We start from the raw sequence: 12259 nt of genomic DNA on the forward strand, positions 1-12259 counted from the left end.
TTTAAATCACTCCCTTTGTAGACATAACTCCTTGAATTCTTTCATCTATTTTTGTAGCTGTATCAAGTGCTCTTCCAAATCCTTTAAAAATAGCTTCTATCATGTGATGAGTATTTCCACTACTTAACATCTTTACATGAAGATTAATTCCACAGTTATTTACAAATCCTCTGAAAAATTCTTCTACTAACTCTGTGTCAAAATCTCCTACCGTTTCTCTAGGATACTGTGCATCTAATGCCAAGTAAGGCCTGCCTCCTAAGTCTAAAACTACTAAAGATAAACACTCATCCATTGGAGTAAAAGTGTTAGCATATCTAACTATACCTACTTTATCTCCCAATGCTTCTTTAAAAGCTATTCCCATGGTTATTCCTATATCTTCTACAGTGTGATGTCCATCTATATATAGATCTCCTTCACACTCTACTTCCAGATCAAATAACCCATGTCTTGAAAATAGTATTAACATGTGATCAAAGAATCCTATACCTGTCTTTATATTACTTTTTCCTTTTCCATCTATATTCAATGAAACCTTTATATTTGTTTCTGATGTTTTTCTCGTTTTTTCTGATATTCTCAATTTATATCACTTCCTTTAAAGCATTAATAAATGTTGAATTTTCATCCTCTGTTCCTATAGATACTCTAAGACACCCGTCTAACTTTCCTCCACTGAAATATCTAACCATAATTCCCTTTTCCAATAGTCTATAAAATACATTTTTATTGTCTTTAACTCTAAATATAATAGAGTTAGCATAGGATCTATAAGCTTTGAGTCCATCTATTTCTTCCATTTCATTTAGAAGTTTTTCTCTTTCATATTTTATTTTTTCTACACTAGCCATTACTTCTTTTCTATTTTTCATTAGTTCTATAGCTATAACTTGAGAAATTGAATTTATATTATAAGGGGGTTTTACGGCATTTATTTTTTCTACTATTTGGTCTCCAGCTATTAGATATCCTGTCCTTATACCTGCTGCTCCAAATGCCTTTGAAAATGTTCTTAAAACTATTAATCTTTCATAGTTGTATATTTCTTTTACTACACTTTCCCCTCCAAACTCAATATAAGCTTCGTCTACTACAACTATACCTCTAGTTTCATTTATAACTTTAATAATGTCATCTTTTTTTATAATATTTCCAGTAGGATTATTTGGATTGCAAAGAAAAATAATCTTTGCATTTTTATCATTCCCTTGCTTTATAATCTCTTCTATATTTACATCAAAATTTTCGTCAGTAGAAATACCTACATAGTTAGCTCCAGATATTTTAGTTACAAGATCATACATAGCAAAAGTAGGATAGTGAGATATAACTATATCTTCTTTTTCAACAAAAGTGTCTATAATAACACTTATCATTTCGTCTGATCCATTTCCTATAACTATATTTTTATAATCCACTTCAATATATTTTGATATTTCTTTTCTAAGTTCTACGCTATTTGTATCTGGATATCTGTTTATTTTCAATGTAGATATTTCATTAAGTATATTTTTTAAAATATTCTCAGATAATTCATAAGGATTTTCATTAGCATCCATTTTGTATTTATGTTCATAATCATGTGGTATATAAGGTTTTATATCTTTCACACTTTCTTTTATAAGTGAATTTATCATTATTTGAACCTCACTTTTATTGAGTTAGCATGAGCCGTTAATCCTTCTGATTCAGCAATTTTTATAATTTTATTTTTATTTGTTTCAAGGGCTTTTCTATCATAGTATATTAAGCTTGATTTTTTAACAAAATCATCAACTCCAAGTGGCGAATAAAATTTAGCAGTGCTACTTGTAGGCAGTGTATGGTTTGGTCCTGCAAAATAATCTCCTAATGGCTCTGGCGAATATTCTCCTAAGAATATAGCTCCTGCATTTTTAATTTGACTTATCATTTCAAAAGGATTTTGAACCATTACCTCTAAATGTTCAGGTGCTATTTCATTCGATAAATTAACTGCTTCATCTAAATCTTTCGCTATTATTATAGCTCCAAAATCTTTAAGTGATTTTTCTATAATATCTTTTCTTGACAACTTTTCAGTTTGCTTTTCTAGCTCCACCTTAACCTTATTAGCTAGGTTCTCACACGTTGTAACAAGAATAGATGATGCAAGTGTGTCATGTTCAGCTTGAGACAGCATATCAGCCGCAACATATTCTGGATTTGCAGTTTCGTCTGCTATAACTAATATCTCACTTGGTCCTGCGATCATATCTATATCAACGTATCCGTATACTATTCTCTTTGCTATAGCTACATATATATTTCCTGGGCCAACTATCTTATACACTTTAGGTATGGATTCAGTTCCAAATGCTAACGCTGCTATTGCTTGTGCTCCTCCTACTTTAAATATCTTATCTACACCAGCTATTTTTGCTGCTGCTAAAATGTGCTTATTTATTTTTCCATCTTTAGAAGGTGGAGTGACCATTATTATTTCTTTTACTCCTGCAACTTTAGCTGGAACAGCATTCATTAGAACAGTTGATGGATATGGAGCTGTACCTCCTGGTACATATATTCCTACTTTCTCTACAGGGTTATATATTTGACCTAACATTACTCCTTTTTTATCATTTTGTATCCATGAATTATTAAGTTGTTTCGAATGATAATCCCATATATTATCTCTAGCTTCTCTTAAAGCTTCTATAAGTTCAGGATCACATGAGCTAAAAGCTTCTTCTATTTCTTCTTCCGTTACTATCATACTTTTAAGTTCTATACCATCAAATTTTTTAGTATATTCTAAAACTGCCTTATCCTTATTATCTCTAATATCTTTTATAATCTCTTCTACAAGTCTATTTACTTCTCCAAATTCTAATTGGCTTCTATTTAATAATGAATCTATTTCTTTTTGAACATCTTCATTTTGATTTAGTGTATTTATTATCTTTATCATGTCTAAATCTCCTCTCCTATAACTTGTTTTAAACCATCTATTATTTTCTTAATACGTTCATTCTTTAACTTAAAACTAACTTTATTAGCAATAAGTCTTGCACTTACAGGGTACATATCTTCTAATATGACTAATCCATTATCTTTTAATGTTCTCCCAGTTTCTACAATATCAACTATTACATCCGATAGACCTATTAAAGGTGCTAATTCTACCGATCCATTAAGCTTTATTACATCTATTTGTCTTCCTGTTGATGCAAAATATTTTTTCGCAACATTTGGATACTTTGTAGCTACTATTATAGGCTTTGATGTATTCATCTTATAGTCCTTTAAAGATGCTACTGCAAACTTACACTTTCCAAAATTTAAATCCGCTATTTCATAAAAATTTCTTTCTTCTTCCATAATAGTGTCTTTTCCAACTATACCCAAATCTACTGCACCTCTTTCAACATATATAGGTACGTCTACAGCCTTCACCAGAACATATCTAACTTTATTTTCTTCACTAGTTAATATTAACTTTCTTGATTCTTCTTCAAATTCTTTACATTCTAATCCTAATTTTTTTAATAATTCATAACCTTTATCCCCTAATCTACCTTTTGCTATAGCTATATTTAAATAATCCACAATACTCTCCTGCCTTTGCTCTCTTTATTTTACTTAAAAGATCTTAATAAAGTCATTAAGTTCTAAAACACTTCCATCATTGTTATCCATGTCTATAATCTTCACGTTGTTTTTATCATACACTAGAAGCTGTTTTGCATCCTTATTTTGTTCAAAGCTTAAGTCAATGTTATTGTCATATTTCACTAACTCTACTACTAAATCCTTATCTCTCATAATATTAGCTAATTCAAAAGCCCCTTTTCTATTCCTTGTATCATAGAAAATTTTATAGTCTATATATGTTCCATCGTCTTTTAATCCATTTTGTCTTATAATCCCACTTATAAGCTCATCTATATTAATCCCAAATCCAGTTGCCGGTATATGTTCACCATAATATTCTGTTAAAGAATCATATCTTCCTCCACTTAGAATAATCTCTCCATAATTATTCATATATCCTTTAAAAATAACACCCGTATAATAATCAAGATGATTGATCAATCCCAAATCTATTGATATATATTTGCTATATCCATAGTCTTTTAGTATTTCTGATACGTTTTCAAGATCTTCTAGTGATTTTAGCATTCTATCATTTAAACAAAGTTTTTTAGCCGATTCTATAACTTCACAGCATTCTCCATACAAGTTTGGTATTTCAGTTATTACTGTCTTAACCTTTTCATCTAAATTTAGTTGTGCAACTAATCTTTCTATTTCTACGAAATTTTTATTTTCTATAAGCTCTTTTAGCTTTTCCTCTGTTTCTTCTTTTAGATTAGCTTCTTCCAATAGTCCTTTATAATAATCTGCATGACCTATCTCTATATGAAACTTAATATCGTTTTTTAATAAGCTCTTTATAGCTACTGCAATAACTTCTGAATCAGATTCAGGCTCGTCATTACCAAAATACTCTATTCCAGTTTGAGTGAATTCTCTTCTTTTTTCATCATTTGTTCTAAATACTTGAGTTGTATAAAATACTTTAAAATCTTTTTTTGAATTTTTATAGTTATTTGCAACTATCCTTGATATTGGTATTGTCACATCTGGTCTAAGAACTAATATATCTCCAGATTTATCTATCAATTTAAACATTTCATCCTTTAATACTGTACTTTTTATATTTGAAAATACATCATAATACTCAATAGTTGGAGTAAATACTTCTCTATAAGCAAAATTTTTAAAAATGTCATTTATTTTTTTTATTATGTTTTGCTTTATTTCATAGTCAATAAAAATTTCATCTTTAACTCCTTGTGGAGTTTGAAAGCTAACCATAAAATTCACCTCTTTAATTTATCTCTTTAATTCATTAAAGCGATAATGTGTTATATTATAATCTACTACTTTTTAATATATATGTCAATAAAAAATGTCCTTAATTTTAAGTTAATTATTATTTTTTGTTAAAATAAGGTAGATATTTCATATGATTCTTTCCTTGAAAATAACAAATATTATTTATAGCTTATAGATCTCTATTTATGTTAGTTATAAAATTAAGTTACGATTTTAATAACAAATTTTTAGGTAATTTATGATCTATATACCATTAAATAAGTATTATTGATTTATTAACATATACTTAAAAATTTTTTTTAGTTAATAATAATATTGAATCCAATATGTTAGGAGGATTTTTATGGATATGAGAGAAGGTTTAGTTCCTACTGTTTTAGGAACAGTTGTTACAACTTCAGGTCTAGTATTAAGAAAGTTCATACCTTCTAATATAGCATGGGGAATCGTAGGATTTGGATTAGCTCATGTTGTATTAGGTACTATTGACCTTTTTGAACATGACGATGAATATAGTATAATAGAGCTTTATGAAGAAGAGTAATTATAAAGTTTAAAGTCATGGATATATAAAAAAGGAGTGTATCATACACTCCTTTTTACTACTTTATAATTTGTTCTAAAAACTTTATAGTTCTAGGATTCTTAGGGCTATTAAATATATCATCTGGCTTACCTTCTTCAACAATAACACCTTTGTCCATGAATATTATTTTATCTGCTGCTTCTTTTGCAAATCTCATTTCGTGAGTAACTATTATCATTGTCATATTTTTTTGTGCTAGGGATTTTATAACATCCAGTACTTCTCCAACACGCTCAGGATCAAGAGCTGAAGTAGGTTCATCGAAAAGTATTATCTCAGGATTTACTGCTAATGCCCTTCCTATACCTACTCTTTGTTGTTGTCCTCCTGAAAGTTTTGAAGGATAAACATCTCTTTTATCACTAAGTCCTATCTGTTTTAATATTCTAACAGCAATCTTTTCAGCTTCATCTCTTTTCATTTTTTTTACTACTAACAGTGGTTCCATTATATTCTCGATGGCTGTTTTATTCTTAAATAAATTATAGTTCTGAAATACCATAGCTGTAGATTTTCTAAGTTTGTATATATTCTTTTTTATAGCAGTTTTAACATCAACTTTTATATCTCCAATTTCTATCTCACCTTTATCTGGAACTTCCAAATAATTTATACATCTTAAAAGTGTTGACTTTCCTGTGCCAGATGGTCCAATAACTGCTACAACTTCTCCTTTTTTAAGCTGTAAACTTATATCTTTTAAAACTTCTATTCCATTAAAACTTTTACATAAGTTTGTTACTTTTATCATGTCAACACACCTTATTAATATGCTTTATTCATTTTAATTTCAAGCTTTTTCTGTAAGAAACTAAAAAAAGATATAATGATCCAATATACTATAATAACATCTGTAAAAGCCTCTAAAAACTTATAGCTAGAAGCTCCTTCCATTTGTGCTGTAGCCATTAATTCTGTAACTCCAAGAGTAAATGCTAAAGAAGATCCCTTTATAATATCAATAAAATTATTTGATAAGGGAGGAACAGCTACTCTAACTGCCTGAGGTAATACAACTCTTCTCATAGCTTGAAAATACGTCATTCCTACTGATAAACATGCTTCTATTTGACCTTTATCTACAGATAAAATGGCTCCTCTTAATGTTTCAGACATATATGCAGAAGCATTTAAGCTAAGTCCTATAGTTGCAGCAGTAAATGCATTGATAGATTTCAAGCTAGGAATTAATTGTACTATACCAAAATATAAAAAAAACAATTGAGCTACTAATGGTGTTCCTCTAAAAAATGATACATAGACTTTAGCTATGAGATACAATATTTTAACTTTTGTCTGCATAATTAAAGCTATTATTATAGCTATTGCTAATGCTAAAAGCAAAGATAATATGGACATAGCTAATGTAGTTTTTAAGTATTTAAGCATAAGTGGAAAAAGATTTAATGCAAATTTCACATCAAAATTTAGCATTTAATCACCGCCATACTATTTTTTCTTAGTAGTATCTAAGTCAAACCATTTCTCTGATATTTTACTTAATGTTCCGTCTTCATGCATAGACTTAAGAGCTTTATTTACTTCTTTAATCACTTCTTTATTTTTTTCATTTTTAATAAAAGGATATTGATTTACTTCATAAACTCCAGTTTCAGTTTCAGCTAGTTTTAAATTAAGATTTCCTTGTTCTATAGTAGTTTTAGCTTTAACTAATCCAAGCCATGCTGCATCCAATCTTCCTATTTCCACATCCTTTTCCATAGGAGTTCCATCATAAGCTACTATTTCTAAGTTCAAATTATTTTTTTCATTAAGCATTCTTAGTGTTTTTTCTCCATTTCCTCCTAGTACACATCCTATTTTTTTACCTTTGAAATCTTCCAACTTATTCATTGTACTATCTTTTTTTACTACAAACTCATATTCACTATAAGCATATGTATCGCTAAAATCATATTTTTTTCTTCTATCTTCTGTAGTAGATATTTGATGAGCTACAGTATCTATTTGTTGTGAATCAAGCATTCCAAAAAGTCCACTGAATTTCGATACCTTGAATTCTATATCACTTGCCGATCTCTTACCAATTTCATTCCATACATCAATTTCAAATCCTTGAAGCTTGTTATCTTTTTTAAAACACCAAGGATAGTACTCTCCTGCAGTACCTACTTTTATGACTTTTTTGTTTTTTGTTTCATTAGTAGTTGGTTCAGATGCCTTACTACATCCACCTAATATAAAAGTTGATATTAGCATTATTGCTAATAATAGTATTGATAGTTTTTTTCTTATATACACTTTTCTTCCCCTTTCTGTATTTTATTTAGCTATATAGAACTATTAATTTTGATTTTTAATTAAGTTAGTGTAAGCTAGAATTGTTCTTTTGTTTAAAAAACAAAGTGCTTTATTGTCAATTATAGTATAATAATGCAATATATACTAATTAGTTTTTTCTATATCCTTACGACTTACTATATATTTCTTTTTTATACTTTAGAATATATACAAATATTTCAAAATACTTTTTAAATTAGTACATAATTTTAGAGGTTATAAAAATAACCTCTAAAATCGTGTTTTTAAATATTAAATATTTTCTCTAATATATATCCTAATCCACCTTCATTATTATCCTTATCCGTTATGATATCTGCAACTGACTTCACTTCATCCGATCCATTTCTCATTCCTATTCCAAGTCCTGCATTTTTTATCATTTCTATATCATTATTATCATCACCTATAGCAATTATTTCGTCTTTCTTTATTCCCTTTTTATTAGCATAATCATATAATGATATCCATTTTGATCCTTTAGAATTTATTATTTCTAATATAGGTCCGACATTTAGAAGATTTTGCATAAGATATGCATTGTATTTATCTTTATATTTTAAATTAAGTTCTTCTTGAAATTTACCTAAAGTATCTAGTTCACCTGTATATACAATAGCCAGAGCTTTAGGATTCTTGTAGTCTAAAAGACTATCTATCCTCTTAAATCTATCGAACATATCATGTAGATATCTTGAATATCTATTATCATATTGTTCCAATTCTCCTATTACATCATATCCTTCTGAATAATGATCTACATGAGTTATAGCATGAAGATTTCTATTTCTACCTTCTTTTATAACATTATAAAAATCTATCTCATCAAAATACCTTGTTACTACTAATTCATCATCTAGCATGTTTCTTACTATAGTACCGTTATTGGACATAATAGTTAAGTTCATATCTAATTGACTTATGAACTCTTTAGCTGAAAAATATCTACGCCCTGTAGCTACCACTATTTCTACTCCACTATTAGATAATCTTCTTAATACTTCCTTATTCTTATCAGGTATTTCCTTACTATCGCTTAAAAGTGTTCCATCCAAGTCTATAGCTACAATCTTATATTTCATTTAACCACCTCAAGTTTATTATTTGCTTTCAACTCTATGTATTTATAAGTTCTATCAATATATTATAATATATTTTTAAGTATTCGATTCTTTAGACAAACTTATGATGTTTCTTTAATATAGGATTAATAACTTTTTCTACCATTTTCTTATTCATTCATAATCCGTCACAAATGTGATTTTTCTTTCTTATAGTTGAACTATTAAGTTCATATATTTTTCATTCCTAACTATAGATTTCATAAAGATTTACCTCTTTATATTTTACTACACCTATATACCCTATTATAAAAATTTTAAATAACATATAAATTATGTTAATTTTTTTATAAAATTGAAAAATAAATTCTTTACAAATATAAACTGAAAATTTATATTTTATATAAAGGGGGAATATATATTGTATATCTTTAAAGGACAAATAGATAGGGGAAGAAAGATTTTTAACATAGGTATATTTTTATTAGTAATTTGTTTTCTTGGAAGCATTATTGATCTTGGACTCACTAAAGGTATTAATATTCGTTTTATATCTTCAGCAATACTTAATATTATAATAATATTAAGTATTTTCAAATATTTTAAAGGAAGTATAATAGCTTTTAAAATTATATATTTTTTTGTATCCGGACTTGCTGTATTTTTATTTCCAGCTATAGCAATACTTTTAAGTTCTTTATTGTTAAAAATATTGAATATAGTATTAGATATTACTAATATTCTAGGTGGAGCTCTCTTCATAATTATTCCACTCATAATTATGTTTATAGGTTTTTTTATTTTTTCTAAGGCAGAAATATACGATAGTATATTAGCTTATAGTAACTATTATAAGAACAAAAATAGGTAATCACTATACTTTTAATAGAATATCCTTTTTCAGTAAACAAAGTAAACTTCATAGTATTCTTTTACTTTGTTTACTGCATTTATCACAATAAATAAAAAAGACCAGATTAGTTCTGGCCTAGATGTTTTTCAATTTGTAATTTATAGAGTACCTTAACTCTAAATATTAATCTCTCTTTTTAAATATTTTTAGTAATCTTAAGTAATGATTAGCTTCTTTTAAAGTATGATCTCCAAGTAATGGAAGTATTATAGACTTAATCTTGCAATCTATTATACCTTCTGTTCCCTGTGCTTTAAAGTCTCTAATTTCTCTTGTTGCTTTTAGACTTTCATTTGTAAGTCTTATCAGATTAGATTCTCTATCAATAGCTTCTTTTCCCTCTTTTATTAATTCATCAAACTCATTTGCGAAATTGTTTGCAAGACTCATTAATTCTTCTTCAGTCGGATCAAGGAATCCTCTAATAAATTTGGCATGTTCTGCCATAATCCTGTTCCAGAAAGTTTCCTGCTCTACCATTTCTTTTTCTAAATCAATTTCCTCTCTTCTTTGGAGCCTTTGAAGCATTTTTAAGTAAAATCTTGCTTCCCTTCGTATATGATCAATAAGTAAAGGATAATTAGTAGTAAACATTTTGCAACTTAATACATCATCTAAAATTCTTGATTTGAAATTGGCCAAAGCTCTAGTTAAACCGATAGCTTTCTGATTAAGAGTGAATACGCTCTCTTCTAACATAGGAGTGACTCTTATATTAGTATCTCCAACTAATTCTAATTCTGCCTGTGTAATATTAGTATTGATTTGTATTCCAGTATAAAATTCAGTAGCTCTTTCTGCATCTAATGTAAATTGAGTTACAAGCTCACCAGACTTAATAGTTCTTGGACTAATTATTCCATTAGAAAAAAATAATGTTTCTATCAATAATTCTGCAAAACCTCGTTCAAATTCTATAGCCATTTGTGCCAGGTTGCTATCTCTTGGGGTGAATGCAACAGCTAAAAATAGTGAGTGTTCTTTCATAATTCTAGCAAAGAATAAATTTAGTTCTATAGACATCCTAATAAATTTTTTTCTAGATATCATGATTTAAGATCTCCTTATTATATAGATTTTTACTATCTATAATACTCATTTTATGAAAAAATGTACCTATTAGATAAAAATATTAGGGTTAGTTCATACTTATTTATAACTATTATAATTTTATTATGAAATACTAGCATTGTATTCTTATAAGATTTCCCAATACTAGTATAAACGTGGTCCTGGTATCAGTAACACTTCCATAAAAAACATTTGCATGTACAAGGCAAAATAAATTTGCATTGCTACTTTTTTATAATTTATTTCTATCTTCTAATTTTTCATATTTATTAGAAGGCATTATCTCCAAATAGTTTTGCCACCAAGTTATAATATTGGTGGCAAATGAATGCAAATATAAAATAAACATTAGATTAAAATTTCATCTTACACATATTTCTATAATATAATAAAAATAATTTATTATTTTTATTTCTTACTATTAATCCAATCAGTTAATCTATCTAAAAGAGATAACATTTCTCCTCTTGTTATAGTATCATCATATCTTTTTTCCTCTATTTTTATTCCCTTGGAAATTAAGTTATTAAAATGTCTTTCAGCCCAATGGACTCCATTTATAGGTTTCGGTAATTCATTTCCTTCTGGTGGAACATAATTAGTGCCTAAATACTTACACACACCTTTAATAACAGCTTCAGCATATCTTTCCCAGTTTTCTAAAATCTTCTTTGTATCAGATGAATTGGTGAGAAATCCATATTCTAATATTAAGGTAGTAACACTTCCTGTTTCTCTTTGCATATAATAATAGTCTTTTTTTGCATCTTTCGTTGAGCTTTTAGAAAATACTCTTCTTTTTTTAGCTCCTACATTTACTAATTCATTCATTATCAGATTAGCTAACTTACCATCATTATATATTGAGTGGATTATTTCTGCACCTTCTGCTCTGGTACTTTCAGCAGAATTTATATGATTTGAGATACATATATTTGCTCCTGATTCTTTTACTTTCCTAATTCTTTCGTTTGGTTCTAAGGTAAAGTCTCTATCTCTAGTTAATACTACATCTATTCCTAATTGTTTAAATCTATTATATTGGTATTTAGATATTTGTAACACCATATCTTTTTCTTGAAAATACTTATTAGTAGCTCCAGGATCTTTTCCTCCATGACCAGGATCTATTACAATTTTCATATCCATCCTCCTAAAAGGTTACTAATAAATAGTCTTAGAATATATAATTTAAACTTCATAAATATCCTTATAAATCTTAATACATATTCATATTTTTTATCTTAATTTATATTAGTACTAAGTTGTATAGTAACAAATCTGCAATTTAATATCTATCTGCAAGTAAAGACTACTTACAGTTATTTATTATGATTTTAACTCTAAAATAGTTCCATCAATCAATACGTTTACATAAAATATTTTACGTTAAAAATTAGAAATATCAAATTATAAACTTTAAGATACTTTTTGAATAATATATTAGTAATTAACAGATAAAAG

At 27.7% G+C, this 12259-nt stretch carries 13 protein-coding genes; 1 reads left to right on the plus strand and 12 read right to left on the minus strand.

Features of this window, described 5'->3' with window-relative positions; all coding sequences use genetic code 11:
- Nucleotide 1: 1 nt before the first annotated feature.
- Genes hisB through hisZ form a run of 5 tightly spaced genes read right to left on the minus strand, consistent with a single transcriptional unit; the run spans nt 2 to nt 4842 of the window.
- Nucleotides 2-586 carry an imidazoleglycerol-phosphate dehydratase HisB gene (hisB, locus tag CLPU_RS01640; protein WP_050353891.1) on the minus strand — a complete coding sequence of 195 codons (585 nt, stop codon included), beginning with the start codon at nt 584-586 and terminating at the stop codon, nt 2-4.
- Nucleotide 587: 1 nt separating this feature from the next.
- Nucleotides 588-1640 (minus strand): histidinol-phosphate transaminase, encoded by a 1053-nt coding sequence (gene hisC, locus CLPU_RS01645; RefSeq protein WP_050353892.1) that lies wholly within the window; start codon nt 1638-1640, stop codon nt 588-590.
- A complete protein-coding gene (gene hisD, locus CLPU_RS01650; protein ID WP_050353893.1) occupies nt 1640-2932 on the minus strand; it encodes a histidinol dehydrogenase in 1293 nt (430 codons plus the stop codon). Before hisD ends, hisC begins: the two co-directional genes overlap by 1 nt.
- Nucleotides 2933-2934: 2 nt before the next feature.
- The gene (hisG, locus tag CLPU_RS01655) at nt 2935-3570 is read right to left on the minus strand and encodes an ATP phosphoribosyltransferase (protein WP_050353894.1); all 636 of its coding nucleotides are present in this window, start codon (nt 3568-3570) and stop codon (nt 2935-2937) included.
- A gap of 33 nt (nt 3571-3603) precedes the next feature.
- On the minus strand, nt 3604-4842 hold the full coding sequence (gene hisZ, locus CLPU_RS01660; protein WP_050353895.1) for an ATP phosphoribosyltransferase regulatory subunit: 1239 nt from the start codon (nt 4840-4842) through the stop codon (nt 3604-3606).
- A 364-nt stretch (nt 4843-5206) separates the two neighbouring features.
- Between hisZ and CLPU_RS01665 the strand changes: the two genes are divergently transcribed.
- Nucleotides 5207-5407, plus strand: a complete 201-nt coding sequence (locus CLPU_RS01665) for a hypothetical protein (protein ID WP_050353896.1) — start codon at nt 5207-5209, stop codon at nt 5405-5407.
- A gap of 58 nt (nt 5408-5465) precedes the next feature.
- Here CLPU_RS01665 and CLPU_RS01670 read toward each other — a convergent pair whose 3' ends face one another.
- The 7 genes from CLPU_RS01670 to CLPU_RS01700 form a co-directional block, all read right to left on the minus strand.
- Nucleotides 5466-6200, minus strand: a complete 735-nt coding sequence (locus tag CLPU_RS01670; protein ID WP_050353897.1) for an amino acid ABC transporter ATP-binding protein — start codon at nt 6198-6200, stop codon at nt 5466-5468.
- A gap of 14 nt (nt 6201-6214) precedes the next feature.
- Entirely contained in the window at nt 6215-6883 is a 669-nt protein-coding gene (locus CLPU_RS01675) for an amino acid ABC transporter permease (RefSeq protein WP_050353898.1), read from the minus strand.
- A 15-nt stretch (nt 6884-6898) separates the two neighbouring features.
- Nucleotides 6899-7711, minus strand: coding sequence for a transporter substrate-binding domain-containing protein (locus CLPU_RS01680; RefSeq protein WP_235436076.1), 813 nt, complete (start codon nt 7709-7711; stop codon nt 6899-6901).
- A gap of 284 nt (nt 7712-7995) precedes the next feature.
- A complete protein-coding gene (locus CLPU_RS01685) occupies nt 7996-8832 on the minus strand; it encodes a Cof-type HAD-IIB family hydrolase (protein ID WP_050353899.1) in 837 nt (278 codons plus the stop codon).
- 378 nt (nt 8833-9210) lie between these two features.
- Nucleotides 9211-9573, minus strand: coding sequence for a hypothetical protein (locus tag CLPU_RS17085; RefSeq protein ID WP_131701604.1), 363 nt, complete (start codon nt 9571-9573; stop codon nt 9211-9213).
- Between the two features lie 274 nt (nt 9574-9847).
- Complete coding sequence (locus tag CLPU_RS01695) at nt 9848-10774, minus strand: DUF2935 domain-containing protein (RefSeq protein WP_050353901.1); 927 nt, start codon at nt 10772-10774, stop codon at nt 9848-9850.
- A 429-nt stretch (nt 10775-11203) separates the two neighbouring features.
- Nucleotides 11204-11938 (minus strand): N-acetylmuramoyl-L-alanine amidase family protein, encoded by a 735-nt coding sequence (locus tag CLPU_RS01700; RefSeq protein WP_050353902.1) that lies wholly within the window; start codon nt 11936-11938, stop codon nt 11204-11206.
- Nucleotides 11939-12259 lie beyond the last annotated feature (321 nt).

Origin of the sequence: Gottschalkia purinilytica (assembly GCF_001190785.1) — a bacterium.
GTDB classification, from domain to species: Bacteria; Bacillota; Clostridia; order Tissierellales; family Gottschalkiaceae; genus Gottschalkia_A; species Gottschalkia_A purinilytica.

Bases quoted from the DNA above. Each gene is read 5' to 3' on its own strand.
- CLPU_RS01695 (WP_050353901.1), bottom strand. From the start codon at position 10,774: ATGATATCTAGAAAAAAATTTATTAGGATGTCTATAGAACTAAATTTA.
- CLPU_RS01685 (WP_050353899.1), bottom strand. From the start codon at position 8,832: ATGAAATATAAGATTGTAGCTATAGACTTGGATGGAACACTTTTAAGC.
- CLPU_RS01670 (WP_050353897.1), bottom strand. From the start codon at position 6,200: ATGATAAAAGTAACAAACTTATGTAAAAGTTTTAATGGAATAGAAGTT.
- CLPU_RS01675 (WP_050353898.1), bottom strand. From the start codon at position 6,883: ATGCTAAATTTTGATGTGAAATTTGCATTAAATCTTTTTCCACTTATG.
- hisC (WP_050353892.1), bottom strand. From the start codon at position 1,640: ATGATAAATTCACTTATAAAAGAAAGTGTGAAAGATATAAAACCTTAT.
- CLPU_RS17085 (WP_131701604.1), bottom strand. From the start codon at position 9,573: ATGAAGAGAGCTCCACCTAGAATATTAGTAATATCTAATACTATATTC.
- hisD (WP_050353893.1), bottom strand. From the start codon at position 2,932: ATGATAAAGATAATAAATACACTAAATCAAAATGAAGATGTTCAAAAA.
- hisZ (WP_050353895.1), bottom strand. From the start codon at position 4,842: ATGGTTAGCTTTCAAACTCCACAAGGAGTTAAAGATGAAATTTTTATT.
- CLPU_RS01665 (WP_050353896.1), top strand. From the start codon at position 5,207: ATGGATATGAGAGAAGGTTTAGTTCCTACTGTTTTAGGAACAGTTGTT.
- CLPU_RS01700 (WP_050353902.1), bottom strand. From the start codon at position 11,938: ATGAAAATTGTAATAGATCCTGGTCATGGAGGAAAAGATCCTGGAGCT.